The organism is Amycolatopsis marina (genome assembly GCF_900111885.1).
Classification (GTDB): Bacteria; Actinomycetota; Actinomycetes; order Mycobacteriales; family Pseudonocardiaceae; genus Amycolatopsis; species Amycolatopsis marina.
On the sequence record NZ_FOKG01000020.1, the window covers coordinates 20,821 to 47,753 of the forward strand.

Consider the following 26,933-nt stretch of genomic DNA (forward strand, 5'->3'; position numbering starts at 1 on the left):
CGATGACCTCTGACGTGACGAACTCGAAGCCGGATGCCGGTCGCGAGATCGAACTGGCGATCAGCGGCATGACGTGCGCGTCGTGCGCCATGCGGATCGAACGGAAGTTGAACAAGCTCGACGGGGTCAACGCCACTGTCAACTACGCCACCGAGAAGGCGAAGGTCAGCTTTGGTGAAGGGGTGGAAGCGGAGCAGCTGGTCGAACAGGTGGAGGCCGCAGGTTACTCCGCCGCGCTCCCCACGGTCCGAGGTGCGGAGTCAAATGCAGGCGAAGGCGGCGATGAGCCGGATGACCCGATCCGGTCGTTGCGGCAGCGGCTTATCGGGGCGATCGTGCTGTCGGTTCCGGTGATCCTGCTGGCGATGGTCCCGGCGTTGCAGTTCACCTACTGGCAGTGGATCTCGCTCACCCTGGCAGCGCCGGTGGTGGTGTGGGCCGCGTGGCCGTTCCACCGGGCGGCGTGGGCCAACCTGCGTCACGGTGCTGCGACGATGGACACACTCATCTCGATGGGCACCCTGGCGGCGCTGCTGTGGTCGGTGTACGCGCTGCTGTTCGGCAGCGCTGGTGTGCCGGGGATGACCCACGCGTTCGAGCTCACGGTCCAGCGCATGAGCGGCGACGGCAACATCTATCTTGAGGTGGCCGCCGGCGTGACGACGTTCATCCTCGCTGGCCGGTACTTCGAGGCACGCTCGAAGCGGCGCGCGGGCGCGGCCTTGCGGGCGCTGCTTGAGCTGGGTGCCAAGGAAGTCGCGGTGCTGCGGGGCGGCCGCGAAGAGCGCATCCCCACTGATCAACTGGCAGTGGGCGACCACTTCGTGATCCGGCCGGGCGAGAAGATCGCGACCGACGGCGTCGTCGAGGAAGGCAGCTCGGCCGTCGACGCGAGCATGCTCACCGGCGAGTCTGTCCCCGTCGAGATCGGTCCGGGCGACAAGGTTGTCGGCGCGACCGTGAACTCGGGTGGCCGCCTCGTCGTACGGGCCACTCGAGTCGGGTCCGACACCCAGTTGGCGCAGATGGCCAAGCTCGTGGAGGAGGCACAGACCGGCAAGGCGGCCGTACAGCGGCTGGCCGACCGGATCTCCGCGGTGTTCGTGCCCATCGTCATCGCCCTCGCCGTCGGTACGCTCGCGTTCTGGCTAGGGGCGAATGGCTCGGTGTCGGCGGCGTTCACCGCCGCGGTGGCCGTGCTCATCATCGCCTGCCCGTGCGCACTGGGCCTGGCCACGCCCACGGCTCTTCTCGTAGGAACCGGGCGCGGCGCCCAGTTGGGCATCCTCATCAAGGGGCCGGAGGTGCTGGAGTCCACGCGGCGAATCGACACCGTTGTCCTGGACAAGACCGGCACCGTCACGACCGGCAAGATGGCGCTGGTCGACGTGCACGTCGCCAACGAGGTAGCTGTCCAGGAAGTGCTGCGCCTCGCGGGTGCCTTGGAGAACGCCTCTGAGCACCCTATCGCGCAGGCCATCGCTCGCGGCGCCGAGGAACGCGTCGGGGAACTGGCTGCTGTCGAGGACTTCACGAACCTCGAGGGCCTTGGGGTCCAAGGCAACGTCGAAGGCCGGGCGGTCCTGGTCGGGCGTACCGCCCTGCTGGAGCAGTGGAGCCAGCACCTACCCGCTGAACTGGCCGAGGCCAAGGCTGCCGCGGAGAAGCAAGGCAAGACCGCGGTCGCCGTCGGTTGGGACGGGCAGGCGCGTGCCGTCCTCGTCGTCGCGGACACCGTGAAGGCGACCTCTCGGGAAGCCATCACCCAGCTGCGTGAGCTCGGGCTCACCCCGGTGCTCCTGACCGGGGACAACGAAGCGGTCGCCAAGTCTGTGGCCGCCGAGGTGGGCATCGACGAGGTCATCGCGGAAGTCCTGCCCCAGGAGAAGGTGGACGTGGTGACGCGCCTGCAGTCCGAGGGCAGGGTCGTGGCGATGGTCGGCGACGGAATCAACGACGCCGCCGCTCTCGCGCAGGCCGACCTCGGCCTCGCGATGGGTACCGGCACCGATGTCGCCATCGAGGCCAGCGACTTGACGTTGGTCCGTGGCGATCTCCGGGTGGCGGCCGACGCGATCCGGCTGGCTCGCAGGACCCTTGGCACCATCAAGGGCAACCTGTTCTGGGCCTTCGCCTACAACGTGGCGGCCCTGCCGCTGGCCGCAGCCGGTCTGCTGAACCCCATGATCGCCGGCGCGGCCATGGCGTTCAGCTCGGTGTTCGTCGTCAGCAACAGCCTCCGACTCCGCAGGTTCCGTGCCAGCGTGACGACAGACGCGATGACGCCGGGGACCACCGACGCCGTCACCGTCGAGGAGCCTGTCGCCGCCCGGTGATGCAGGAAACGGCAGGTGTGCCCGACGGCCGGGGTCGACGGGCACACCTTGTGGGCCCTCGGCAGCGAACGCTCGAAGTCTGTGTAGCGAGCCACGAATACCAGCGATGTACTATCGAATCTCGTATTAGAGATCATAGTAGATGTCGCCGTGCTCGTCGCAACTCGTGCTGTTCGAATGCTGCCGGAGGCAGATGTGTCACTCTTCCGCGTAAGGCGAGCCGGGCTCGCTTCACGTGCAGACGCCGTCGCGGTTCAGTTCAGGGATGCTGCCGACGCCGAGGGTATGCCACAGGGCATGAAGGCTGGAGCCCCTCCGCCCGGTACTTCCAATCCCGGCTTTACGCCGTACAACAGACACTTCGCTGCTGTCCCGGCGGCGACCTCCTCGATGTCGGTTGTGGTCCGGGCATGCTCGTCCGTCATCTGCTCGACACCCGCCTCGGCGACTTCCGTATCACAGCTAGTGACCAGTCACTGGCGATGGTGGAAGCGGTTGCCCACCAGAGCAGCGGCGCAGGTGGCGTCGAACTCGTGGTGTCGGGGATTGAGGACATGCCGTTTTCCGACGAGAGTTTCGACGTCGTCCTCGCGATGGGTGTACTCGAGTACGCGGATGCGGCTGGCGCACTTCGCGAACTGGCGCGTGTGGTTCGCCCTGGTGGTCTCGTCGTGATGACAATGCTCAACCCGGTCAGCCCGTACCGGTTGTTCGAGTGGTGTATCTACTGGCCGGCGCTCCGTGCACACGGGCGCGTTCAGGGCTTGCTCGGTACTCCGGCAGAACGTCGGTACGGAGCGCGACGTTCTGGTATCCGGGCGGTTCCCCACTCCCACTTGCGTCGGATGCTGTACGACGTCGGGCTATGCCCTCAGGAAGCAATCTACTACGACCTCACCCCGCTCGTTCCTCCGCTGGACAAACTGGTACGCCGCTGGAAACGGGACTGGCGTGTTAACCCCGAGAAAACGGTGGGCAGTGGGGTTCGCCGATGGCTGGGAACCGCCTACTTGGTGTCGGCCCACCGTCCAACGGTTCGCTTGAAGACGGTGGACGACGAGTTGAACCTGAGTTCTCACGCATCCCACCACACGCCTCTGCAGTGATATGGACCGTGTCACACCCCTAGCGACCTACTATGCGCAGTAGTGGTAACGTTCGCGCAACGGAGCCAGGGTCGCTGGCAACCCGACACGGAGAGGCAGCGCGTGCCCCGACACCGATCGTCCAGGCCTGCCGGCCTTCGGGACAAGCCCACAGCCACCACTGCAAGTACATACTCCGATGGAGTGCCACGTCTGGTGGTCTCGAGTCGGCGTGGACCCACGCCGAACCTGCGTGCGGCCGCAGTGGTCATCGGTGTCGCCGCAGGCGCCGGTGCCGCGGCCCTCCAATTCCTCGCCGAGCCGCCGATTACCCATCACGAGCCCCGAATCGCACTGCTCGCGATGGACACAGACGACCCGAGTGACAGGTCTGGCGTGGGCGGAGCTGGCACAGGAGCGGGCGTTTTCCTTTCACCGCAGACGATGCCCCCGCAGGATGAGGCGGCGCAACTCAAGGCTGCTGAGCAGGTTAGCAAGGAGCGAATCGCCCGAGAGACAGAAGAGAGGCGGCAGCGGGAGCGGGAAGCAGCGGAAGCGAAGAAGCGGCAGGAGCGGGAAGCGGCGGAAGAGGCCGCCCGCGGGCGCGTGGTGGCGCCTGTCCAGGGAAGGATCACCTCCAACTACGGGCCACGCTGGGGCACCACCCACTACGGCCTCGACATCGCCAACGAGATCGGGACGCCGATCCGCGCGGCCATGACGGGCGTCGTCCTCGACGCCGGGGCTGCAAGTGGGTTCGGACTGTGGGTTCGCCTTCAGCATGAGGACGGCAGTGTCACCGTCTACGGGCACATCAACTCGTACTCGGTGAGCGTAGGGGAGCGGGTCGAGGCAGGCGACGTGATCGCGGAGGTTGGGAATCGGGGCAGGTCCACCGGACCACATCTGCACTTCGAGGTCTGGGACCCGAGCGGTAAGAAGCTCAACCCGCTGGCCTGGCTTCGGGAGGCGGGCGCGGACATCTAACGACCGCAACCGGGTCTGAGCCTCCCAGGTGTACTAAGGTAGGTCGTAGTTGTGCGCGGGTAGCCGGAGACGAGGTTGTGTGCGGATGGGTCAGGTCCAGTTTCCGCTGTCTCGAGCTACTGTGGTCGTACCGTCCTGGCGATGGGGCAGGGGAGTCGGGGCGGCGCTCGTGAGTGCCGCGATCGTTGGCGTGCCTACCGACGTGATCGATACCGACTGGTTCACGAGGATGACTCCCGTTCGTTGGTGGGAGTACCCGGCGTTGGTGCTGACGGCCGGGCTGACCGGCCTGTGGTTCGCGATCGCCGTCCGGGGCTCCGCTGATGATCGCGGCCGCACACGTGTGCTCGGTTCCTCGCTGCTCTCCGCCCTCGCAGTCGGGTGCCCGATCTGCAACAAGATCGTCATCGGACTTCTCGGTGTCTCAGGTGCACTGGGACTGTGGGCACCGATCCAACCAGCCCTTGCGGTGCTCTCGCTGGCTGTCCTCGTCGTGGCGGTGGTCCTACAATGGCGGAACCGAACGTGCGCAACGGACACTTGCGCCGTCGAATCGGCTGCCGAATGAGTAACCGTGAGCGAAACGCGGGCTCGATCTTGTTACAAGACCGAGCCCGCGTTGTCGTCTCATGCGACTACGGACGGCCGCGACCACGCTCCTTCAACACGTAGAGACCGCCATTACGGTCCGAGGCGAAAATCCGAGGACTGTTCGGTGTCTTGTAGATGCCCCAGACGTCCTGCGGCCCCCGTTCTGTGCCTGGAAGGCTGCGGTGTCGCGCTGAACCGTGCCACCTCGCGCGGGATACTATGTGTAGTAGTAAGACTGGGCAGTCGTTCGACTGTAGACGATCACCTGCACGTCTCGACTGTTGCGCGAGCGCTACTTCTCGTCGTGTATCCCCGGCGGTCATTGACTGGATACCCAACGGGGGCATAGTGTTCACCTACTCGAGTGACGTGACGCGCGACTGAAATCAGGGCCCCGACCGAACACGGCGAAGTCGGCTCATTCCGTGCTAGGGCCGTCTCGTTAGCGGATTCATTGTCGAGGAGACGTCATGGGAATGTCACCAGTCCGAAGGCCACTTAGAGCGGCCATCTCACTACTTCTTGTTACGGCCAGCGCAGTTCTCGCCGGTTGTTCGGGTGGGGGCACCGACAACGTGCTACAGCGTGTTCAGGACAACGGCACACTGCGTGTCGCACTGACCCAGGCCAATCCGCCGTGGAACTACCTTGACGATGCGGGCAAGCCCGTCGGCTACGACGTGGACGTCGCGCACGAGATGGCTCGGCGGATAGGCGTCGAGGACGTAGAGTTCGTCGCCTCGAACTTCCAGAGCTTTATCGAAGGCGTCCGCGCCGGACGCTTCGACATCGTGATCTCCGGTCAGACGATCACCGATGAGCGGAAGAAGCAGGTTGACTTCTCCCGCCCTTACCAGGTCAACGGTGTCTCGATCTTTGTGCCCGCCGCAGGCGGTGCGGTCAGTTCCCTGGCAGACCTGGAGGGAAAGACAGTCGCAGTGTCTGCCGGCACCACCCAGGAAAAGTTCGCCAGGGAAGAAATCCCGGGCGTGCAGGTCAAGACGTACCAGAACGCGACACTGGGCCTTACCGACCTCTCCCGTGGCAACGCCGATGCGATGCTGGTCTCCCGCTTCCAGGGCACTTACCTCGCCAAGCAGAACCAGCTGCAGGTGAGGCCGGTCGGGAAGCTCCTGGAGAGCGAGGTCAACGCGATGTCGTTCCGCAAGGGCTCGACTGAGTTCAAGAAGGAGATCGACCAGGCGATCGCGGACATGATGGCGGATGGCACGTTGACCCGCATTTCACAACAGTGGCTCGACCTCGACATGACGCAAGAACTGCAGGCCCTGCCTGCCGAGCAGGGGTAGGAGCACCACAATGGACATGTTGGTCAACTCGTTCCCCATGGTGCTCCGCGGCTTGAGCGTCACGTTGCTGCTTGGCGTGGTGTCCTTTGTGTTGGGTTCCGCGCTTGGTGCGCTAGTCGCACTAGCACGAATCTCAGACTTCCCGATTCTCAGAGGTGCCGCGATCGCGTTCGTTTCGGTATTTCGGGGCACCCCTCTACTGATCCAGATAATGATCATCTACTTCGGGTTGCCGCAACTGGGTGTGCAACTCACACCGATACCGTCGGCGATTCTCGCCTTGAGCCTTTTCGGCGCGGCCTACCTGAGCGAGAACTTCCGCGGTGGAATTCTGGGAGTCGACAACGGACAGTGGGAGGCCGCATCATCCATCGGCATGCCCTACTGGCGGACCTTCCGCAGAATAGTCTTCCCACAAGCCATCCGGGTCGCGACCCCGGCGGTGGGCGGGCGCTTCATCGCACTAATGAAAGACACCTCGCTTGCGTCGGTGGTCACCGTGGTGGAGCTGACCAGGGTGGCGGAAAGCATCGGCAACGCGAACTTCCGTTACATGGAAGCGTTTCTGATGATCGGAGCAATTTACTGGATCATCAACTCGTTGCTGTCTGTGGGGCAGGGGATGCTCGAGAAGCGCATGGGAAAGGCGTACGTATGACTACCACCACGATTGAACTCAGCGGCATCTGCAAGGCATTCGGCGACCTGGAGGTGCTGCGTGGGGTCGACCTGTCCGTCGAGCGCGGCGAGGTCGTCGTGCTCATGGGCCCGTCCGGGTCGGGTAAGACCACGTTGGTGCGTTGTATGAACCTGCTCGAGGAGCCCGACGCCGGTCACGTCCGGATCTGCGACTGCGCGTTCGAGTGCGGTACACGCCGTGACCGTCGTGGACGCGCGAAGCTGATGCAACGCGCCCGGCAGCGGACGGGCATGGTGTTCCAGCAGTTCAACCTGTTCCCGCACATGACCGCACTGGGCAACGTGATCGAGGGGCCGCATCAGGTGCGGAAGCTGCCCATGCCCGAAGCGGTCGCCCTCGGTGAGCGGCTGCTGGAACGGGTAGGGCTGGCGGACAAGCGCGACGTGCATCCCTCGCGACTCTCCGGCGGGCAGAAGCAGCGGGTCGCGATCGCCCGAGCGCTCGCCATGGACCCGGAGGCGGTGCTCTTCGACGAACCGACCTCCGCTCTTGACCCGGAGCTGCACGCCGAGGTGCTCGAGGTGATCCAGGAGCTGGCGGCCGACGGCATGACGATGGTGATTGTCACCCACGAGACACACTTTGCCCGAGAGGTCGCGAACCGGATCGTGTTCATGGACGGTGGAGTGGTGGTGGAGGAAGCCTCGCCCGAGACCTTCTTCACCCGTCCGTCAAAGGAACGAGTGCGTTCGTTCCTCCGGCTGGTCGATCACTCCGGGGCGCTGGCGGACGCGCCTGCGCCCCGGGTCGGAGAGGAGGTCGTATGACGGCGACCGCTGTGCACACTTTCGACGTGGACCGGGCGCGGCGGGAAACCCCGGGTTGCGAGAACGTCGTCCACTTCAACAACGCCGGTGCCTCCCTGATGCCCGCACCGGTACTGGACAGCACCGTTGCGCACCTGCGGCTCGAGGCTCGCATCGGTGGCTACGAAGCTGCCGCGGCAGCCGAGGGCAAGATTGAGGCGGTGTACGGATCGGCCGCGCGCCTGCTCGGTTGCGGACCCGACGAGGTCGCCGTGGTCGACAGCGCGACACGCGCGTGGGACATGGCCTTCTACTCCATACCCTTCACTGCAGGCGATCGAATTCTGACGAGTGAGGCTGAGTACGCCAGCAACTTCATCGCCTACCTGCAACTTGCACAGCGGCACGACCTCCAGGTGGAAGTCGTGCCGAACGACGATGCCGGGCAGATCTCGGTGTCCAGACTGCGAGAGCTGATCGACGACCGGGTACGCCTCGTCTCGCTGACCCACATACCGACCAACGGAGGGCTCGTTAACCCCGCCGCAGAGGTGGGGAAGGTAGCCAGGGACGCTGGCGTGCTCTACCTGCTTGACGCGTGCCAGTCGGCCGGTCAGTTACCGCTCGATGTCGCCGAGATCGGCTGCGACATGCTGTCGGTAACGGGACGTAAGTACCTGCGCGGGCCGCGTGGCACGGGCTTGCTCTATGTGCGTCGCGACGTGCTCGACGAACTGTCGCCGCCGATGCTGGACCTGCATGCTGCGACATGGGTGGCACGAGACGAATACCGGATGCGGTCAGATGCCCGGCGTTTTGAGTCGTGGGAGTTCAACTACGCGGCCAAGATCGGGCTCGGCAGGGCCATCGACTACGCGCTCGGCTGGGGAGTCGAGCGTATTCGCGACCGGGTGTACGGGCTGGCCGAGGAACTGCGACGCGGCCTCGCCGAGGTGCCGGGAGTGACGCCGCAGGACGTCGGCGCAGAACTCTGCGGCATCGTGACATTCACGGTGGAGGGCGTTGCGCCCGAAGATGTGAAGACCTGGCTGGGGGTACGCGGCATCAACGTCAGCGTGTCCAGGGTGCCCTCCACAAGGCTCGACATGGAGAACCGCGGGATCGATGAGCTCGTGCGCGCTTCCGTGCACTACTACAACACGGAGCGGGAGATCCAGCTATTGCTCGAGGCGGTGCGGGAAACTGGATCAGGAACGGGAAGGTCTGGCGGATGACTCGGAATGTGTTGCCGATGCATTCGCCGGCGAGACGAGCAAGCCCAACGCTGCAGCGGCGAACGCACTGAGGACGACGAGGCCGAGCCAAAGCGATGGGGGCCAGCGGAGAGCGTCGGCCAACGCGAGTCCGGCAAGCTGACCGGACCAAATCGTGGTCGCCACCAGGGCGCCGAGGAGCGCGGGCCGCGCAGCGCCGCGGGCTGTTCGAACATGAAGGAGCCTCAGCGCCACGTCCACCACCGCGGATCCGGCGGCGGCGCCGGCCTGGGCACCAGGCGGCGGAGTTACCGGTAATCGCCGCGCTGGCCGGATATCTCGTGGCAACGGTGACGATCATCGTGCCGTTCCTGCTGATGCTGCGCAGCCACGCGGGCCTACCTCGCGGCGGAGGGACGCTACTCGTCACCACCGTCGCGGGGCCGTCGGTTGCCGTGGTCGACTTCCCGCCGGTCGCCGTAGGGAATTCTCCGGCGTGGGGACGAAGGGTTGGACCGGCGCCGGTGTAGGAACGGCGAGGTGTACAGCAGGAAGAAGGCGACCAGTGGCGTCGTCAACAGGAGCGAGAGCGATCTCGATGCCGAGTATTTCATGCAAGGCAAGGTCGGTGACGCGCCCAATTCCGAAGACAACGACGTCTAGGATGGCCGCGCGATAGCCGTGCGACCCGACGGCACTGTCTCCCGTAGCACGGGGCAGTTCACCGGCAAACACTGATTGAGCAGGTACCGCTACGAGCTAAGTTCCGGTGACCGGGCAAGCCAGCACCGCGATGGTCACGAGCAGTGACGCGCTGGTGAGGAACGGAACGGCTGTGGCCAGCGCTCCAGCCGCCCCACATGACAACGCACTGCGGGTACGCCCGGCAGTCAGCGTGGTGTGTTCCAGCCGCTCAAGCCGCAGGCTAACCGTGTCACGTCCCATGGCGAGCGCCACACCCGGCGCATCGTGACCGGACACGGTCAGCAGTGCCGTACGGACGGCCGCGGGTCCGCACGTACGAACAGCGGACATGTCCGCAGCGAGCTCGACAAGCTCGCGCATGGCGACGGGTGCCTGACGAAACAACGGGACGAACGGGATTGTGCGTCGCACGACCTCCGTGAACGCGATGAGTAAATGGTGCCGACCGCGCAAATGTGCTCGCTCGTGCGCCAGTACCGCCGCGACACCGGCCTCGGGCAGGTGCCGGGTAAGTCCCTCTGTCGCGATGATCACGCTGGGGCGACCAAGGAGGCTGAATGCCAACGGCCGGTCGTGCGCCAGCCAGAGGGTGCCGGGGGAGTCGTTGTCGGGACGGCCGGCCAGCCGCAACACTGCGAGACGCTGGCGGCTCTCCCGGCGTAGCCGTCGCAGCTCGCGGGCTCCGACAACGACGAACCGCAGAACCAAGGCGCCCAGCAGGGCGAAGCTCGCAAGGCCGATCAGCTCCTCGAACTGAGGCGGCGAGCCGTGCTGGAGTGCGGTCACGCACTGGTTGAGCGCCCACGTCAGCGGACCTTCAGCGCCGTGTTCTGGGGTCAGCAGTAGCACGACTCCGGACACCCCGGCTGCGCCGACGCCGATCATGGAAGCCAGCCAGGTGACAGTCAGTGTGCGCGGGTCCCGGCGGCGAAGGTCGATGCGCTGAAGTCGACGGGGTACTAACCAACCTGCCGTGATGGCTCCCAGCAACAATGCCAGAGCCACCGTCATGGGCGGTCCGTTTTCCGCGTGAGCGCAGTTCTCAAGAGATCTGCCTCCTGCTCAGACGCCGAGTCGAAGAAGTGCATCAGCGCCCCCTGAGGATTTCCCGAGGCATCCAGCGCCTCGCGCAGGGCACGGGCGGCGGCCTCTTCACGACTGAAGGCGGGCCGGTAGTAGTACGCCCGTCCTTCACGCTCCCGGGAGACCCAGCCTTTGCGGTGCAGGTTGTCCAGCACCGTCATGACCGTGGTGTAGGCCAGCTTCCTGCGCGGGCCGAGGAGTGGAAGAACGTCACGAACCTTGGCCGGCTTTTCCGCGTGCCACAGTACGTGCATCACCGCGCCTTCAAGCTCGCCAAGTCCGAACACAACACCTCCCCGTCACCTCGTAGCCAAGACTGTAGCAGTCACCTACTACTCACTTTAGTGGTCAGAGTCGGCCCTGTGAAGCACACCGCATCAGTCGCCCGGCTGGATACGTGCCGACTCCTGGGTAACCAGCCAGCGCCCGTCGGGCTGGCGGGCCAAGACGACAAAAGTGCTCCGCTGTTGGCCCGGCTCGGACGACTCGTCGGCCGCGATCGACCACCGTGCTTCGTAGGCGATCCGCCGCCCCGATTCGCTGGAGCCAACGACAGTGAGTTGGTCCATCGTCACCGTGAAGCGGCCCGTTGGTGGGGTTTCCGCGACGACCAGCCCGCGCGGGTTGGCCGGGTTGTCGGGTGCGAGGTACGGCAGAACCCGCCGGTTGGTCTTGCCCCGGTCGGCTGCAGTCACGGTATGTGCCGCGACGACGTAGGCGCGAGCGACAGCCTGCGGTTGCCGAAAGTCGACGTCTAGCGAAAGACTCGCGTCCGGTGTTCCTGGCAGTTGGTGCCGGGCGGACGCGGCGTCGCGCGCTTGCGGTCCGATCGGGCGGATTGTCGACTGGGTGGCCGAGGAGGAAGGCGAGGAACTGGTGGCATCGTTGGAGTCCTCGTTCGAGGCCAGGAGCCAGACCACACCACCTACGGAGAGCAGTGCAACCGCAGTGCCAATCGGACGTGCTCCCCACATTTCGAACTACTCCTTGAAGCTGACGTGAATGTGGTCGTAGTGCCCGCCAGTGGCGTCGTTAGCGTCATATACGCCGCCTCCCGTGTATGGCTCGCCCCATCCGCCTTGGTCTCCTGTGGTCGGATCCCAATACCGGCCCTGCCAGATCACGTACCTCACGCGGAGGGCCTCGGCGTGAACGCGCAACCACGCAGCGATCCGCCATCCGGCGTTTAGCTGTTCGCCACTGGGAAAGATGCCGGCTCGGTCAGGAAAGAGGTCGCAGCCCCGGCCCTTCGGGTGGTCACTGGTCGGATTCCACGGCCGCGGAGCCCAGCAGCCCGCAGATTGGATCTGCGAGCCGAAGGTCCGCTGGATTTCTCCTATGCCGTTTGCCGTGGCGGCGGTCAGGCACCCACTCGTAGTGGGATCGGGTTCAGTGCATTCGGTCGGTCCACCGGTGTATGCGTTCGGCGCCGACAGTTGACCGAGGTCGACTCCTGACGGCACAGCGCCTGCCGACCCACCGTTGTCGGGAGGGGGCATCCATTCACTCTCGTAACGATGAATGTTGTTGAGATACCGTCGAACGAGCGAGGCGCACTGCCCGCCGCACCCAGCTTCACCGGCTGTCGGGATCCCGGTGCGGCTACCCGTCACGCGGCTACATCCCGCTATGTGGCAGATGCTCATCGCATCCAGGGGATCGGTCGCCTTGCCACTTTGCTGCAGGTACTCGGTCATTGCACGGAGGTTGGTGCAGAGGAAGTCGATGCCGAAGGTCAGGTGCGTACTGGCGTCGAAGATGTCCGCGTCCACGGGTGGCGGGCTGCTGGTCCACGACTGACCACCTAGTCCGACCCAGTTCGCCTGGTTGATCTGCAGCAGACCTGCTGCTCCGCCGTTCACGTCAGCACTCCAGGCCTGTGGATTCCAGCCGGACTCCGCCTGTACCTCGGCGAGCACCCTGATCACGCTCAGTTCCGGACAGCGCTCGCTCACTCGCGTGGTGACGAGTGGCAGCATGCTCCTGGCCAGCGGTGGGAGCCTGGCTACCGCGACTCCCGCCCGTGACGGTGACGACTGCCCGGCGGCGGGCTGGACCGCGACGAGGACAGTCATGAAGGTAACCGGGACCACGATCAGGACAACGCCGAGCAGGCACAGCAGCAGGACGAGATGCCGTGCGCGCATCGCCCCTCCCGTACGGCTGCGTCAGCCGTCGCACAAAGCGGTGTCGTGCTCACCACGACTCGCAACTGTCCTGCTACCAACTGCATACTAGCTGTAGTAGTAGGTGTGGGCAACGCTGTGGAGACCGGTCCGCTCTCACCGCCTTGAGGTGGTCGCTGCTCTCTCTCCATGTGTTCGTCTCTGAACTGAGTAGGTGATGTCGGCGATCGTGGCGGCGGACAGATCGACGGCTTTCAGTGCGGCGCAGCCGAGATTAGCGATGGTCCGCGACGGGTGGCGAGGCGCGATGTCGACGCATACCTGCAGGGCCGCAATACTGCACATCATCGTGACACCGGAAGGACCCATCGGGGCGAACCGGCGTTCCATGGCGGCGTATTCGCTCGTCGACAGCAGTCGCGCGGGTGGACGGAATGGATTCATATCGCAGGTGCCAAGACGCAGACCGGAAAGGGCCAGCAGATCCGTGACGTAGGCGAGGTCGGAGTTCGCCACGACAGACGTTACCGGCGATGTTTAGCGCACCTATTAATCTACTATTATAGATAGGAGAGTTACTCCACGTACGACAGCACGGTCATCATCCCGGCTTCCCCGTGATAGACGTTGTGGCAGTGCGTCAGCCATTGGCCGGGGTTGTTGGCGTCGAAATCCACCTCGAGTGTCTTGCCGGGTAGCACTATCGCCGTGTCCTTGCGAGGTCCCCGCCCGTTCGGGCCGATCAACTGGAACGTGTGGCCGTGCACGTGCATGGGGTGGAACATCGTCGACTTGTTTTCGAATCGCAGTCGCACTCGTTGTTCTGCGCGGATCGGCAACCCATCGTCCGGCCGGTAGGCCTTGCCGTTGATGGTCCACTCGTACTTGGCCCCCGGCCCTTCGAGTACCAGGTTGTGGGTGACGTCCGGTGACCTCTTGGGCAGGCTGACCTCCTCAGTTGCCCTGAGGTCACCTGTGGCGAGCGCGGGGAGCGCGGCCAGTTGCTGTGCTGCCGCGTCGCTGGCTGTCGGGTCGCTTTCGCGTCCGCTCCGGATGAGGAGTTGTGCGTAGGATCCGCGTCCTTCCGCCAGGGCCAGCACCGGCACGGTTCGGTCCGGAACCGTGATCACCGCGTCGAGTCGCTCGCCCATTCCGAGAAGTACGGTGTCGGCCTGTTTGGGAACGACCGGGAAGCCGTCCGTGTGCGTGACTCGTAGCGGTATACCCGGGACTCCGACGCGGAAAGCGGTATCTGAGGCGGCGTTGATCAGCCGCAATCGAATCCGTTGTCCGGGTTTGGCGTTGACGGAGCGTGGGGCGGAGGAGATCCGACCGTTGACGAGTACATGTGGGTAGACGACGTCTCCCGCGTCGCCACCGAGCAGGGCGGACTGGGGCATTCCCATCCCGGTGTCCCCGTCCACTGGCCCGTGATCCATTCCAGGCATGCCGGCCATATGTGGTGCGCTCCGGTCGCCCATCACCATCCCGTTCTTCTTCAGGTTGGCCAGCGCCGTGTCCGGGTCACGGTCGAGTCCGTCGAGCCAGTCGTCGAGGACGACGACCAGTTCGCTGTCGTAGTCGGCGCCATCGGCTGGATCTTCCACGATGAGCGGTGCGTACAGTCCGCGGTCCAACTGGGCGCCCACGTGTGGGTGGAACCAGTGCGTTCCCGCGTCAGGGGCCACGAACTCGTAGATGAACTCGGCGCCTGGCGCGACTTCCGGTTGCGTCAGCACCGGTACCCCGTCCATGTCGTTACGCAGAGCCAAGCCATGCCAGTGGACGGTGGTCGGCTGAGGGAGCCCGTTGGACAGCCGGGCCCGGAGCGCGTCCCCGCGTTTGATCCGGATCTCCGTGCCCGGCAGCTCACCGTTGTACGTCCACGTCGTAACGGGAACGCCACCGAGGTCCACGTCGCTGATGCCTGCGTTGAGTACCGTCGAGGTCGTGCGGGTCGTTGCCGTTCGGCGGTCCCGCTCGGCGGCTGCCACCAATGGAGAAGTTGGCGCGACGCGGGTCGGGGTATTGGGTGCAGAACCCTGAGCGGTGCACGCGGCCAAGCTCGCCACGGCCGCTCCGGAGCCGAGGACGAGAAAGCCGCGACGGTTGAGGAGGCGGTCAGCGCGCGGCCGCCCAGGCAAAGCAGGTGCCATGGTTCCCTCGGAAAGGTTCGTGCCAACTTTCCTCGGCCGGCGGCCGAGTTCGGATTGACAGTTCGCTACGGTCTAGGCCTACTAGATCACATAGTAGTTGTTGCTCGCCACATACTGTGATCTATCGCGTGCGCTCCTCTTTCGCGTGGTCATCAGTGAGCTCGGCGAGCTGCTCGGACGGAGCCGCGCGGGCCTGGGACGGTGGCAGCGTCCGGCCGGTGAAGCTGATGTGTCCCTCGGATCCGAGGCGCTCCACCATATGCGGATAGTGCAGCTCGAAGGCGGGCCGCTCGGAACGGATCCGGGGCAGCTCGGTGAAGTTGTGCCGCGGGGGCGGGCAGGACGTCGCCCACTCGAGCGAGTTGCCGTAGCCCCACGGATCGTCCACCGTGACGACCTCGCCGTAGCGGTAGCTCTTGAAGATGTTCCAGATGAACGGCAGCGTCGACGCGCCGAGAATGTAGGCGCCGATCGTGGAGATCGTGTTCAGCGTCGTGAATCCGTCGCTGGCCAGGTAGTCGGCGTACCGGCGCGGCATGCCCTCGTTGCCCAGCCAGTGCTGCACGAGGAAGGTGCCGTGGAAACCGATGAATGTCAGCCAGAAGTGCAGCTTGCCCAGCGGCTCGTCCATCATCCGCCCGGTGATCTTCGGGAACCAGAAGTAGATCCCGGCGAAGGTCGCGAACACGATCGTGCCGTAGAGCACGTAGTGGAAGTGCGCCACGACAAAGTACGAATCGGACACTTGGAAGTCGATGGCCGGCGCGGCCAGCAGGACGCCCGACAGCCCGCCGAAGAGGAAGGTGACCAGGAAGCCGATGGAGAAGATCATCGGTGTCTCGAAGGTGAGCTGGCCCTTCCACATCGTGCCGATCCAGTTGAAGAACTTCACGCCGGTCGGCACCGCGATCAGGAACGTCAGGAAAGAGAAGAACGGCAGCAGCACGGCGCCGGTGGCGTACATGTGGTGCGCCCACACTGAGATCGAGAGAGCGGCGATGGCGAGCGTCGCCCAGACCAGGCCCTTGTAACCGAAGATCGGCTTGCGGCTGAACACCGGGAAGATCTCGGACACGATGCCGAAGAACGGCAGCGCCACGATGTAGACCTCGGGGTGGCCGAAGAACCAGAACAGGTGCTGCCACAGGATCACGCCACCGTTGGCAGGGTCGAACACGTGCGCCCCAAGGCGACGATCGGCCATCAACCCCATCAACGCCGCAGTGAGAATTGGGAACGCGATCAGGATCAGAATGCTTGTGACCAGGATGTTCCAGGTGAAGATCGGCATCCGCCACATCGTCATGCCGGGCGCACGAAGGCAGACCACCGTGGTGATCATGTTGACCGCACCGAGGATGGTGCCGAGACCGGACACGAGCAGCCCGGTGATCCACAGATCGGCGCCGACGCCGGGGGAGTAGATGGCGCTGGACAGTGGAGTGTAGGCGAACCAGCCGAAGTCGGCGGCCCCACCGGGGGTGAGGAAGCCGGCGACAACGGTCAGGCCACCGAAGAGGTACAGCCAGTAGGAGAACGCGTTCAGCCTCGGGAACGCGACGTCCGGCGACCCGATCTGCAGCGGCAGGATGAAGTTCGCGAAACCGAACAGGATCGGCGTCGCGTACAGCAGCAGCATGATCGTGCCGTGCATGGTGAAGAGCTGGTTGTACTGCTCCGCCGAAAGGAACTGCAGTCCCGGCCGGGCCAACTCCGTACGGATCAGCATCGCCATCGCGCCGCCTGCCATGAAGAAGGCGAACGACGTGACGAGGTACATGACGCCGATTTGCTTGTGGTCCGTCGTCCGCAACAGGGCCAGCAGGTAGGAACCTTTCGGTCGTTGCTGTACCGGCGCACGTTGCTCGGATACTGGTGCGGGCTGCACAACCATGCTGGAACTCCATCCGTGGATGACCGTTGAGCAAAGACTACTATCGCTGATAGTAGATATGTTTGCTGGGCCCGTGCATGAGATTCACGGCGGGAGGCGTCGTTGCTGAATCCGAAGGGTGGCAACTACTGCGTGGATGTCACGCGCTTCGCTCGCCGTCGCTGCTCGTCTTGCTTGCGCCGCCCGTACGAGGTCAATCCCCGCGGCTTGTACACCGCCAGCACGGTGCTCACGAGTAGCACCAGCAGAGCGAGCGCGGCATGGAGTTGAGGCGAGCCGGCCAGCGCCCGCAGATTCTCACCAGACAGTGTGCCCTCGGCCGCTGTGTCAGCGACGAAGTCGACGGTCTGCGTGTACACGAGCAGGACGACGGTGGCGATCAGGTTCAGCAGGAGCTTGAACAGGACCCAGTAGTGCTGGAACAGGCCCCAGGTGGTTCCCAGTGCTGAGACAAGCCCGGTGAGCAGCGAAGCGAAGGCCAGCGGGACGAGGACGAACCAGGTGATCGGCCGCATCACAAGGAGAGCGGCACGCACCAACTGGTCATCCTGGCTGGTCGAGCCGACGACAGCGAGAGCCAGGAAGGCAAACACCGCGCCGAGCCAGCCGACCGAGGAGATGACGTGCGCAGTGAGGGCCGCCTTGCGCGTTCGAGGCGACATCGTCATCGGTTGGGTCCGGCAGCTCGCGGAGGGCTGAAAGGCGCCTGCTGTTCGAGCTGCCCTATGGGCTGATTCGCGGACATGTGGCGTCCGGGGCCGTGTTCACCGAGTGGGCCACCGCCGACGAGGAGCACGATGACGATCAACAGGGCCAGGACGGCGAAAATCATCGCCGACACCTTTACCCAACGCGGGGTTCCGTTGGTCGATCCACGATCAGGTTCAGCGCTGGTGGCGGACTCGACGCCGGGGCGGCGGGACCTGTCACTCATGGTCTTCTCCTCGGTCGGCGCTCTCAGTTACCGAACTGAATGCTGGCGCAGTTTATCGATACAAAGTGTCGCTGTCTATTCAGAGTGTCGGGTTGTGGTCTTCGCGTATCGTGGGTTCGTGCCGAAGCTCTGGAGCGAGACGATCAAGGCGCATCGCCGGGAGGTGCAGGACACTATCCTGGAGACCGCCTCGGCACTGGTGGCCGAGCGCGGCCTGTTGTCGGTAACGATGTCGCAGATCGCCGAGAAGGCCGGTATCGGCCGTGCGACCCTGTACAAGTACTTCCCAGACGTCGAGGCGATCGTGCTCGCGTGGCACGAACGTCAGGTTGCACGCCACCTCGAGCACCTTGTCGAGGTCCGAGATCACGCCTCTGACGCCGGCCGTCGGCTCGAAGCCGTGCTCGATGCTTACGCTGTTATTCATCAACGGCGGGTACATCACCACCGGCACGAGCCTTACGGCAACGAGCTATCGACATTCGTACATCGGGATGAGCACGTTGCCCACGCCGAGCACCAGGTTCACCAACTGATCACCGAACTGCTCGTGGATGCGGTGGATGCCGGTAACGTGCGTGACGATGTGCCGGCTGCTGAGCTCGCAAGCTACTGTCTCCACGCGCTTGCCGCAGCAGGCAACCTGCGGTCAAAGGTAGATGTGCAACGCCTCGTGGCGGTCGTCCTGTCTGGTTTGCGTCCCGTACGCTGACGCGCTCGCCGTGTCTGCGATCACAACGGTGATGGGCAGCTGAACAGCGCGAGTCCGACGATTAGCCCTGTCCCGACGAGGAACGGGAGAGTTACGGCGGTCATGCCTGCCATGCCGCACGAGACCATCCGCTGGAGCTTTCCAGGGGGAGGAGGACCGCTCCGTAGACGGGCCATTCGCATGTCGACCGCATGCTGTGCCATTGCCAATGACGTGCTCGGTGCGCCGTGGCTCGTTACCACCTGCAAGGCAGACCGAACCGCGGCCCTGCCACAGTGACGCATAGCCGCGACATCTGCGGCCAACTCGATGAGTTCACTGATCGCCTGTGGGGCCTGGCGAAACAACGGAAGGAACGGCACTGCCGTGCGAAACGCCCCAGCAGTGGCGACGAGCAGATGGTGGCGTCCGGAGAGGTGGGCGCGCTCGTGCGCGAAGACGGCGTCGACCGCCGGGCGATCGAGGTGGCGAACGAGGCCCTCGGTCGCCACGACGACGCCGGGACGGCCGGCAAGGCTGAATGCGAGCGGCCGATCGTGCGCCAGCCATAACGTGCCGGGCGAACCGGACTCCGACCGTGCGGCAAGTCGGAGAACCGCGAGATGCTCGCGCCGTTTCCGGGCCCTACGGCGAACGCCGTGGACGAAGACGACGACTAGCCGGGCTGCGAAGGCGACCAGCAGTGCTGCTCCGAGCAGGCCGGCCAACTCCTCGACGCGGGGCGGTGAACCGTGCTGGATCGCCGACCAGCACTGATCGATGGCGGCCAGCAGCGTGGTGCTCGGACCGTGACTCGGAATCAGCAGCAGTACGATCCCCGTGGCGGCGCTGAGGAGAACGCCGACGATCGACACCAGCCACACCACGATCAGCAGCATGGGGTCGCGAGACCGAAGATCCGCACGACGAATTCCGGCCGGAGCGAGCCAGCCGACCGCGAACGCGCCTGCAAGCAACGCGAGAGCGGCTGTCATCGCCGACGGACACGCTTCCGGCGCAACGCACTGCGGAGCAGGTCGGTCTCGTCATCAGAGACCGAGGCAACGAAGTGCATCAGCACGGCTTCGGCGTCACCGGAGGCGTCAAGCACGTCACGCAGGGCCTGCGCAGCTGCTTCCTCACGGCTGAAGGTCGGTTCGTAGTAGTAGGCCTTGCCGTGCAGTTCGCGTTCGACCCACTCCTTCCGATAAAGATTGTCCAGCACGGTCATGACCGTGGTGTAAGCAAGTTGTCTACCGGTGTCGAGCTGCTCCAGAACATCGCGAACCTTGATCGGCTCCTCCGCGTGCCAGAGCACATCCATTACCGCGGCTTCGAGTTCACCGAGACCGTGCATGGCGCCTCCTCATGGAGGCCATCCTACGTCAGCTGTCCCTCTTGATAAGCGCAGCGTGGTACCTCGGGTGGTAGAGGCGGGGGCTGCAGCTGCCAAAGACCAGCGCTATCTACTATTCACGATAGAACCCGTGGTCGAGATGCGTGGAGTCGACTACCTCATGGTGGCGGTTCACCTGCCCGTCCTGCACTTGGGCTTCGTCGGGTTCACAGTGCCCTTCGCAGGCGCGACGTCGGCGTTGCTGCCGGTGCAAGGGCGGAGTCGATCGGCTACGGGGCGGGCTCGGCGAGTCAACCTCGTCGCGTGAGGCTGGGTTACCGCCAGTCTGGTCCTCGTACGGCCTACCTCTTTCTTATGACAAAGTACGCGTAACGCTCGTCCAGTTCGTTACGAGGCACCAGTTCTATGGACACTGGAGTGAGACCGCATCGTTCAACGAGTTGCCAGAACGCCGGAATCCGGTAGGTTGTCATCCCGGCCAGCTCTCGCCGATACTCCCGGCGCCGGGGTCGGGACAGCCACCGTCCGTCGTCGTACTTGATCTGAATCAAAGCTAGTCCGCCGGGGGTCAACAGGTCTCGCGCGATGTGCAGCAACCGCACCCCGTATTCAGGAGTTGGAATCAGCTCGAAGACGTAGAGACAAAGGAACACGTCACACGATCCGATGTCGACCATCGCTGTCTCCGGCTCCGCCACATCGACTGTCACGCCACGGAATGGAGTGTCGCATACCAATGCGACCTGTCGTCCGCATTCGGCCACGGTCTCTGCGGAGATGTCCACGCCGACAAGTTCTCCGGTGTGCGGGGCGAACGCCGCGGCGTTGGCACCACCACCGCATCCCCAGTCCACCACCCGCCGCCAGGGCCGTCCGGAACGTGCTGCCCACGCGCTCCGCTCCACCATGCCGAGGTGTTGCATTCCCATCCGGATCCATAGGTCGTTGTCGTCGAAGATTGGTGCTTCGCGCCAGTGGGAGTTGGCCATCCACCGCTTGCCGTGGGAACTCGTCCAGTACGCCTGGGAGTCGGCCGCGATCCTTGCCGTCGACTGACTGAGTCCGATGGCAGTCAGGGTTCGCTGCAGGACGCTCTCCGTGGTGCGGGCCCATCGTTTGAGGTGGGACGTCGACGCGGTCATACGGGCTCCGTCCAGCAGGGGAGTCTGGTGCACTAGTCAACTAGAGCAGGTAGTAGGTTTCAGGGTTTCCTTCGCATTACGACTCGCCGATGTTACTACTACCGCTCATAGTACTAAGTCGTGTCGGCATGGAAGGGAAGACAGCTTGGGAACAAGCCACGTAAGAAGGCGATTGGAAAGCAGACCGCTGACAAGGCAACAGTATCGATACTGCCGCCGAAGATCGCCAAAGCACCGCGCCCGACCGCGGCCGGCCTGCGTTTTGACGAGGAGCAGTACCCAGCCGGCGAGTGTGCTCCGGCCGTGCTCGGCGAAGCCGAGCTTCCGGGCGGCCTTGCGGTGACGTATTCGTTCGACACGGTGGAACTCGGCACGCCGTACGCGGTCGCGGTGCGCTTCGTCGGGGATACGCGTCGGAGTCAACGGCCTGCCGGATTCACGTGATCGTTTCGAGCGACTCGAGAGGATCGGCGGTCTCGTCGCGGGCATGGGTAGGGTCGTGATCACAGCTCACGTCCGGTGGATTCGCGCCGGTGAGTGGAAGGTGGTCGCCAGTCCTGGCGAGCACCTTGGTGCCAGCCCGGCAAACAACCAGCTGTGCCAGCGTGTCATTGTCACTCGAACGCAGGTCAGCCAGCTCGCTCAAGGACCTGCGGTCGGCGGGCCAGGGCGCTTCCCTGACCGGCAGGCTTCGGCGAAGCCGGAACTGCCCTGGTAATCGGCGTCGTCACACTGACACTGGTCCTGATTGTGCAACGGGAGATCCCAGGTGTGCTCTTCGTTGGTGCACGCGCGGCCCACACGATCGGCAGGCAGCCGCTGTTTCCACTGCGTACCGAGTCGCGAACGACCAAGGGACGCGCGGGTCACGATGATCGCGTGCGTCCTTGTCCTCGTGGCCGTCTTCGGGGCGTCCCTGCTTGCGTGACACCCCGAAGACGGCGTACGTGAGCCGACTCAGGCGCACGTACGGCTCGTTGGCTTGTCAGCCCACCATGCGACGTGCGCCGATCAGGTGGCCGTCGCCTTCCATGGAGCGAACGTCGACGAGTTGCCCCTCGGTGGGGGCGTCGACCATCTTGCCGCTGCCGACGAACATACCCACGTGGTGAATGGCGCCGGGGTTGCCGGTGCCGTCGTCGTAGAACAACAGATCTCCGGGCTGCAACTCATTGAGGCCGACCTGCTTACCGGCTTGGTACTGCTGTCGGCTGGTGCGGGGGATGGAGATGCCGGCTTGCCGGTAGGCCCAGGAGGTCAGGCCGGAGCAGTCGAACTCGCTGGGCCCGGTGGCGCCCCATTCGTACTCCGATCCTCGTCGGGACAGGGCTGCCTGGAGCGCGTCGTTGGCCGCGCCAGGCGGGCCGAGGTACGAACCGGTGTCCTGGACGGTGCCGAGTTCGGTGCGCTGCGCGGGGGCCAGGTCGTCCAGCGCGTTACGGACCTGCTGGATCTGGTCCTCAAGCTTAGTTTGGCGCTGTTCGACCTGATCAACGAGCTGTTGTGCAGCAGCAGTGGCTTGCTGCGCACGCTGTCGTGCCTCTGTGGCACTGGCCTGGGCCTGGCTCGCAGTGTCTTTGGCGTCGCTTAGCTGACCCAACGCGTTCGCCTTGTCGGCCGCCAGTAGTTCCAGTGCCGACATGCGGTCCAGGAGGTCGCTGCTCGAGTCGCTGGTGAGCACCACCGACATGCGGCTGAGCGGGGCGCCTTGCAGGGCTGCCGCGGCGAACTTGTCCACGTGCCCCCGGAACTGGCCCTCGGCCCCCTGGGCTTGTTCGTAGGCTGCTGTCGCGGCAGCGAGGTCGGCTTCGGCTGCGGCCTTTTCGCCCTGCTTGTCTTTGAGGTTCGCCTGGGCCTCGAGCAGGTCCTCGTCGGCCATGGCTGCCTGGGCCCCCAGCTCCTCGTAGCGCTCCATGGCATCGGAGTCGCTCGTCGGGGGCTGGGCATCGGCAGTCGTCGAACTCAACACCACGGCGAACGCCATCGCGGTGGCGGCCGACGCGCGCGTGGTGATACGGCGAGCATGGGGTTTCACGGGTACTGAATCTCCTCATGGCTGTGCGTGGATTGGCACCGGGACCGCCCCGCCGGCCCGCGCGGTCACACTAAGGTAACGACGCCCGCCTGTCCACTATCGGTCATAGTACGGCTCGATCCGTACTCAGTGGCGCGACTGGTCCTGCGGTGGGGCCGCATCGTCGCAAACCCCACCGCAGCACTGTGGACGGCGATTAATTGGTGGCGAGCAGATTACTCATCGTGGTGATCTCGACTTGCTGAGCATCGATGATCTGCTGGGCCAGTTCTTTCGCTTCGGCGTTGACGCCCTGCTGGAGTTGGGTGTTGGACATCTCGATCGCACCGTTGTGATGCTCGATCATCATCTCCAGCCACAGGCGGTCGAAGTCGGCGTCCTTGGCTTGCTCGAGCTCGGACATCACCTCGGACGTCATCATCCCGGGCATCTCGCCGTGATCCATCCCATCCATGTCGGGCATCGGCATGGGAGCGCCCCAGGCCTCGAGCCACGAAGTCATCTTCTCGATCTCCGGGGCCTGGGCCTGCTGGATTTGCGCTGCCAACTCGATGACCTTGGAGTTGGCCGTCCGCGACGCCACCATCTCGGCCATTTCGACGGCCTGCTGGTGGTGCGGAATCATCTGTTGGGCGAAGGCCGTATCGGCCTGGTTGAACTCCTGCTGTTGGGCTGATTCTGCAGCAGCAGTTGGGCCGGCTGTCGCTTCCGGAGAGGCGACAGGGGGCTCCTCTCCGGAGCAACCGGCCAGCAGGACACTTGCGGCGAACGCGGGCAGGGCGAACCGCAGAACTTTCTTTCGCAACACGATTTCCTCACTCAGTATGTGTTTTCGGGCAGACAAGGTCACGCACATGTGGCTGGGCAGGCGCGCACGCGTGGGTCTGTTACACCCGGAGAACACACACCGTGAGAAGAATTTCACGACCTCCGAAGGCCGGTGGATCACGAGCAGGTGTGGCGCAGCCACGTCGGCCCCGCGTGCGTCGCGGCGACACCATCGCGATCGGTCGCCACAACCGAGCCAGGACGAGAGCGGCAGCACCGATAAGAATTGCCAGACACAGATGGAGGAGGCTGTGCTCACCAGGTGGGGGTTGCTGCCCCTTGTCGTCGGGCTGCGTGGTCATAGCACCGTCGACGGCTGCGATCGCAGTGGCGCCATGTCCACTCGCTGCGTGATCGCCCTCGGTCGACACGGTGTGGTGCATGACGAGGACCCCCAGCACGAGGGCACACAGCGTCGCCCATCGTGCCCAGGTGCTGGCGGTGCCCTCGCGTGTCACGCCTGCACAATATCCGCTCCTCCTCGACTTGTGACGGCGGTGGTCGGGGGAGCCAACCGACCGGACCGGCTCAGTGTGCCTACTCCGAGTGCGCACGCGGCGCCGATGAGCATGAGAACGACCCACGGCAGCCAGGGAACACCACTGCTGCGCGCAAGATCGAGTGATGCCCCGGTGGCGAGGTTGCCGATGGCGATGCCGACACCACAGATGGTGTTGTAGAGCCCGTAGTGGGTTGCAACTAGACGCTCGCCCGCCAGCGAGACGATGGTGTCCATCTCGAATGGAAAGACCACGACGGTGCCCAAGGTGAGTATTGCGATCGAGACCAGCAGGGGCACAAAGGTCAACGTGGACACCAGTAGTCCTTCGTTACTGCTGGACGTGGACACAGTGGCCAGGGGGGCGGCGAACGCGAGTCCCATCAGGGCGAGGCCGGTGGTGATGCAGCGGCCGTTGCTCCATCGCGTCCGGCACCACGCCGTCACGCGGAGTTGCCCGACGATCGCGATGATGCCGGAGACGGCGAACAGCACCCCGACTTGTATCGTTCCGACGGTTTCCGACGGTGCGAGCCTGCGGGTCTCCAGTGGCAGTGCCAGATACACCTGGAACGACATCACGTAGGAGCCGATCATGGCCAGGGAGAACGCGAGGAACCGCCGGTTCCCCAGCGCCGTACGCCAGCCGCCGAACACGGATCCGCGTTCACTCTCGTCATCTGCCCGTCGGTCGGGCAGCGAGCGCACCTGCAACACTGTCAGTGCGGCGAACACCACTGCCGCGACCAGGCAGGTGAGTTGGAACGCGACTCCGGTGAGCAGCAGCCCGATCAGCGGGCCGAGCAGGATGCCGGACTGGTAGAACACGTTGAACATCGCGAATGCCTCGACCCGGCGGGGTCCGGCGTCCTTGGCGACATAGGCCCGCACTGCCGGGTTGAACAGGGCTCCGGCGAACCCGGTCGCCGCCGAGGCGATGACCAACGCGGGGACGGAGTTCACCAGCCCGAGCATCGCGAAGCCGGCGGTACGCAGTGCGCACCCTGCGACGATCAACGGTTTGTAGCCGAACCGGTCGGCCAGCGAACCGCCGAGCAGGAACATCCCCTGCTGGGAGAAGTTGCGCACGCCGAGGATGAGCCCGACCAGCCAACCCGCCAGTCCCAACTCCAGGGAGAGGTGTGCCGCGAGATACGGCATCAGCATGTAGAAGCCGATGTTGATGGTGAACTGATTGATGGCCAGCAGCTGCACCGACCGGTCGAAGGAGCGGAACTGCGTCAGTATGTTGGTCACGAGGCATCACTCGTCAGTGTCAGGTCGCGGTCGCTCAGCGGGTCCACCACCGTGGTGCACCGGGTCCAGCGCTGCACCTCACGGTCGGCAGGATGAGCGATCCTCTCCGGCTCGGCTGGGGGCGTAGCTGGATGCAGGCCGTGCAGCGCGCAGTACTCGTCGTTGTAGACGGTGTCGAAGTATCGCTGCGGCCCATCGGGAAATATGGCGGCGATGCGGGTTTCCGGCGGATGTGTCCGGGCGAGCCAGCCCGCGACCAGTGCCACTGCGCCCACACTCCAGCCACCGGAGGCGTACTGCGATTCGGCCAGTCGACGGCAGGTCGCCACAGATTCCGCGGGGCCTACCCAGTGGATTTCGTTGAAGGCCTCGTAGTCGACGTTGCGTGGGTAGATGCTGGATCCCAGCCCGCGCATCAGTCGGGGTCGGGCCTGCTGGCCGAAGATGGTCGAGCCGGTCGTGTCGACGCCCACCAGTCGCAGATCAGGGCAGAACTGTCGCAGTGTCCGGGACACTCCTGCCGAATGCCCTCCGGTGCCGACGGAGCAGACGAGTACGTCGACCCGTCCGAGTTGGCTCACGAGTTCGGTAGCCAGCGACTCGTACGCGTCGACATTATCCGGATTATGGTATTGATCAGGGCAGAACGATCCAGGGTTCTCGGCGAGTAATTGTGCGACGCGAACTCGTCGAGCCTCCTGCCAGCCGCCGGTTGGATGCGGCTGGTCGACGATGTCCACGCGAGTGCCGTAAGCGAGGAGAAGCCGGTGCACGATCGGCTCCATCCCCGGGTCTGCGACGAGAGCCACAGGATGGCCGTAGACGATGCCCGCCAACGCGAGTCCGAGCCCCAGGGTGCCGCTGGTGGACTCCACGATCAGCCCGCCCGGCTGCAACTCGCCGCGCTCCCGTGCACGAGCGACCATGTGCAACGCCGGCCGGTCCTTCATACCCCCGGGATTTTGGCCTTCCAGCTTCGCCCAGAAGCCACGTCCGTCGGTGGTGAAGGGCTTGTCCATCCACACCACGGGGGTATTCCCAACGATGCTTGCTTTACGCGCGCTGGCGGTTCCCAACTGCTCCTGCGCGGACGTCGACGAGAGTTGCCGAACAGGATGAATAAGTTCGTTCGAAAACATGTGTCCTACTCTGTGGTTAGGCGGCAGCCGCCATTCAGTAGAGATGCCAGGGTTCGTTCTGCAACGAAACCCAGAACTTGATCAGGGGAAAGGTCGCCTGATCAGCGCCGCATCACAC

Annotated in this window: 26 protein-coding genes and 1 pseudogene; 12 read left to right on the plus strand and 15 right to left on the minus strand. The window is 64.7% G+C overall.

Annotated elements, in window-relative coordinates:
* Positions 1 to 2 precede the first annotated feature (2 nt).
* The 10 genes from BM199_RS26380 to BM199_RS35015 all read left to right on the plus strand — a co-directional run bounded on the left by BM199_RS26380 (position 3) and on the right by BM199_RS35015 (position 9,632).
* A complete protein-coding gene (locus BM199_RS26380; protein ID WP_091676910.1) occupies positions 3 to 2,336 on the plus strand; it encodes a heavy metal translocating P-type ATPase in 2,334 nt (777 codons plus the stop codon).
* 410 nt (positions 2,337 to 2,746) lie between these two features.
* The gene (locus tag BM199_RS35260) at positions 2,747 to 3,442 is read left to right on the plus strand and encodes a class I SAM-dependent methyltransferase (protein WP_425425596.1); all 696 of its coding nucleotides are present in this window, start codon (positions 2,747 to 2,749) and stop codon (positions 3,440 to 3,442) included.
* A gap of 195 nt (positions 3,443 to 3,637) precedes the next feature.
* Positions 3,638 to 4,408 carry a M23 family metallopeptidase gene (locus BM199_RS26390; protein ID WP_245788730.1) on the plus strand — a complete coding sequence of 257 codons (771 nt, stop codon included), beginning with the start codon at positions 3,638 to 3,640 and terminating at the stop codon, positions 4,406 to 4,408.
* 229 nt (positions 4,409 to 4,637) lie between these two features.
* Positions 4,638 to 4,976 carry a hypothetical protein gene (locus BM199_RS26395; protein WP_245788732.1) on the plus strand — a complete coding sequence of 113 codons (339 nt, stop codon included), beginning with the start codon at positions 4,638 to 4,640 and terminating at the stop codon, positions 4,974 to 4,976.
* Between the two features lie 598 nt (positions 4,977 to 5,574).
* Entirely contained in the window at positions 5,575 to 6,309 is a 735-nt protein-coding gene (locus BM199_RS26400) for an ABC transporter substrate-binding protein (RefSeq protein WP_245788734.1), read from the plus strand.
* Positions 6,310 to 6,319: 10 nt separating this feature from the next.
* Positions 6,320 to 6,967 carry an amino acid ABC transporter permease gene (locus BM199_RS26405; protein ID WP_091676916.1) on the plus strand — a complete coding sequence of 216 codons (648 nt, stop codon included), beginning with the start codon at positions 6,320 to 6,322 and terminating at the stop codon, positions 6,965 to 6,967.
* Positions 6,964 to 7,776 (plus strand): amino acid ABC transporter ATP-binding protein, encoded by an 813-nt coding sequence (locus BM199_RS26410; RefSeq protein ID WP_091676919.1) that lies wholly within the window; start codon positions 6,964 to 6,966, stop codon positions 7,774 to 7,776. The genes BM199_RS26405 and BM199_RS26410 overlap by 4 nt, the downstream gene beginning before the upstream one ends.
* Positions 7,773 to 8,990 (plus strand): aminotransferase class V-fold PLP-dependent enzyme, encoded by a 1,218-nt coding sequence (locus tag BM199_RS26415; protein WP_091676921.1) that lies wholly within the window; start codon positions 7,773 to 7,775, stop codon positions 8,988 to 8,990. Before BM199_RS26410 ends, BM199_RS26415 begins: the two co-directional genes overlap by 4 nt.
* 329 nt (positions 8,991 to 9,319) lie before the next feature.
* Positions 9,320 to 9,499 carry a hypothetical protein gene (locus BM199_RS33465; RefSeq protein WP_143101924.1) on the plus strand — a complete coding sequence of 60 codons (180 nt, stop codon included), beginning with the start codon at positions 9,320 to 9,322 and terminating at the stop codon, positions 9,497 to 9,499.
* Positions 9,500 to 9,509: 10 nt separating this feature from the next.
* The gene (locus BM199_RS35015) at positions 9,510 to 9,632 is read left to right on the plus strand and encodes a hypothetical protein (protein ID WP_281245760.1); all 123 of its coding nucleotides are present in this window, start codon (positions 9,510 to 9,512) and stop codon (positions 9,630 to 9,632) included.
* 96 nt (positions 9,633 to 9,728) lie between these two features.
* Here the strand turns inward: BM199_RS35015 and BM199_RS26420 are convergent, their stop codons facing one another.
* The 8 genes and pseudogenes from BM199_RS26420 to BM199_RS26455 all read right to left on the minus strand — a co-directional run bounded on the left by BM199_RS26420 (position 9,729) and on the right by BM199_RS26455 (position 17,601).
* Positions 9,729 to 10,685 carry a M56 family metallopeptidase gene (locus tag BM199_RS26420; RefSeq protein WP_091676924.1) on the minus strand — a complete coding sequence of 319 codons (957 nt, stop codon included), beginning with the start codon at positions 10,683 to 10,685 and terminating at the stop codon, positions 9,729 to 9,731.
* Positions 10,682 to 11,044, minus strand: a complete 363-nt coding sequence (locus BM199_RS26425; protein WP_091676926.1) for a BlaI/MecI/CopY family transcriptional regulator — start codon at positions 11,042 to 11,044, stop codon at positions 10,682 to 10,684. Before BM199_RS26425 ends, BM199_RS26420 begins: the two co-directional genes overlap by 4 nt.
* A 90-nt stretch (positions 11,045 to 11,134) precedes the next feature.
* Positions 11,135 to 11,452, minus strand: coding sequence for a hypothetical protein (locus BM199_RS33470; RefSeq protein ID WP_143101925.1), 318 nt, complete (start codon positions 11,450 to 11,452; stop codon positions 11,135 to 11,137).
* 285 nt (positions 11,453 to 11,737) lie between these two features.
* A complete protein-coding gene (locus tag BM199_RS26435) occupies positions 11,738 to 12,904 on the minus strand; it encodes a VldE C-terminal domain-containing protein (protein WP_091676930.1) in 1,167 nt (388 codons plus the stop codon).
* A gap of 276 nt (positions 12,905 to 13,180) precedes the next feature.
* Positions 13,181 to 13,399 (minus strand): annotated as a pseudogene (locus tag BM199_RS34700) (ergothioneine biosynthesis glutamate--cysteine ligase EgtA); the annotation flags it as partial.
* Between the two features lie 59 nt (positions 13,400 to 13,458).
* Entirely contained in the window at positions 13,459 to 14,877 is a 1,419-nt protein-coding gene (locus BM199_RS26445) for a multicopper oxidase family protein (RefSeq protein WP_245788735.1), read from the minus strand.
* A gap of 283 nt (positions 14,878 to 15,160) precedes the next feature.
* Positions 15,161 to 16,933, minus strand: coding sequence for an aa3-type cytochrome oxidase subunit I (gene ctaD / locus BM199_RS26450; RefSeq protein ID WP_091676936.1), 1,773 nt, complete (start codon positions 16,931 to 16,933; stop codon positions 15,161 to 15,163).
* A gap of 125 nt (positions 16,934 to 17,058) precedes the next feature.
* Positions 17,059 to 17,601 carry a DUF2269 family protein gene (locus BM199_RS26455; protein WP_245788737.1) on the minus strand — a complete coding sequence of 181 codons (543 nt, stop codon included), beginning with the start codon at positions 17,599 to 17,601 and terminating at the stop codon, positions 17,059 to 17,061.
* Between the two features lie 129 nt (positions 17,602 to 17,730).
* On the opposite strand from BM199_RS26455, the gene BM199_RS26465 reads away from it, so the two are divergent.
* A complete protein-coding gene (locus BM199_RS26465; RefSeq protein ID WP_245788739.1) occupies positions 17,731 to 18,579 on the plus strand; it encodes a TetR/AcrR family transcriptional regulator in 849 nt (282 codons plus the stop codon).
* Positions 18,580 to 18,599: 20 nt separating this feature from the next.
* On the opposite strand, the gene BM199_RS26470 is transcribed toward BM199_RS26465, so the two are convergent.
* The 3 genes from BM199_RS26470 to BM199_RS26480 all read right to left on the minus strand — a co-directional run bounded on the left by BM199_RS26470 (position 18,600) and on the right by BM199_RS26480 (position 21,057).
* Complete coding sequence (locus BM199_RS26470) at positions 18,600 to 19,553, minus strand: M56 family metallopeptidase (RefSeq protein WP_091676944.1); 954 nt, start codon at positions 19,551 to 19,553, stop codon at positions 18,600 to 18,602.
* Positions 19,550 to 19,915 carry a BlaI/MecI/CopY family transcriptional regulator gene (locus tag BM199_RS26475; protein WP_091676947.1) on the minus strand — a complete coding sequence of 122 codons (366 nt, stop codon included), beginning with the start codon at positions 19,913 to 19,915 and terminating at the stop codon, positions 19,550 to 19,552. The genes BM199_RS26470 and BM199_RS26475 overlap by 4 nt, the downstream gene beginning before the upstream one ends.
* A 341-nt stretch (positions 19,916 to 20,256) precedes the next feature.
* Positions 20,257 to 21,057 carry a class I SAM-dependent methyltransferase gene (locus BM199_RS26480; protein WP_091676949.1) on the minus strand — a complete coding sequence of 267 codons (801 nt, stop codon included), beginning with the start codon at positions 21,055 to 21,057 and terminating at the stop codon, positions 20,257 to 20,259.
* A gap of 120 nt (positions 21,058 to 21,177) precedes the next feature.
* Here BM199_RS26480 and BM199_RS33480 point away from each other — a divergent pair, with 120 nt between their 5' ends.
* Positions 21,178 to 21,501: a hypothetical protein gene (locus BM199_RS33480; protein ID WP_143101927.1), complete on the plus strand. Its 324-nt coding sequence runs from the start codon at positions 21,178 to 21,180 to the stop codon at positions 21,499 to 21,501.
* A 541-nt stretch (positions 21,502 to 22,042) separates the two neighbouring features.
* Here BM199_RS33480 and BM199_RS26490 read toward each other — a convergent pair.
* The 4 genes from BM199_RS26490 to BM199_RS26505 form a co-directional block, all read right to left on the minus strand.
* Positions 22,043 to 23,092: a C40 family peptidase gene (locus BM199_RS26490; protein ID WP_245788741.1), complete on the minus strand. Its 1,050-nt coding sequence runs from the start codon at positions 23,090 to 23,092 to the stop codon at positions 22,043 to 22,045.
* 196 nt (positions 23,093 to 23,288) lie between these two features.
* Positions 23,289 to 23,900, minus strand: coding sequence for a DUF305 domain-containing protein (locus tag BM199_RS26495; RefSeq protein ID WP_342741741.1), 612 nt, complete (start codon positions 23,898 to 23,900; stop codon positions 23,289 to 23,291).
* Positions 23,901 to 24,374: 474 nt separating this feature from the next.
* The gene (locus BM199_RS26500; RefSeq protein WP_091676957.1) at positions 24,375 to 25,676 is read right to left on the minus strand and encodes an MDR family MFS transporter; all 1,302 of its coding nucleotides are present in this window, start codon (positions 25,674 to 25,676) and stop codon (positions 24,375 to 24,377) included.
* Positions 25,673 to 26,815 carry a PLP-dependent cysteine synthase family protein gene (locus tag BM199_RS26505; RefSeq protein ID WP_091676960.1) on the minus strand — a complete coding sequence of 381 codons (1,143 nt, stop codon included), beginning with the start codon at positions 26,813 to 26,815 and terminating at the stop codon, positions 25,673 to 25,675. The genes BM199_RS26500 and BM199_RS26505 overlap by 4 nt, the downstream gene beginning before the upstream one ends.
* Between the last annotated feature and the right edge of the window lie 118 nt (positions 26,816 to 26,933).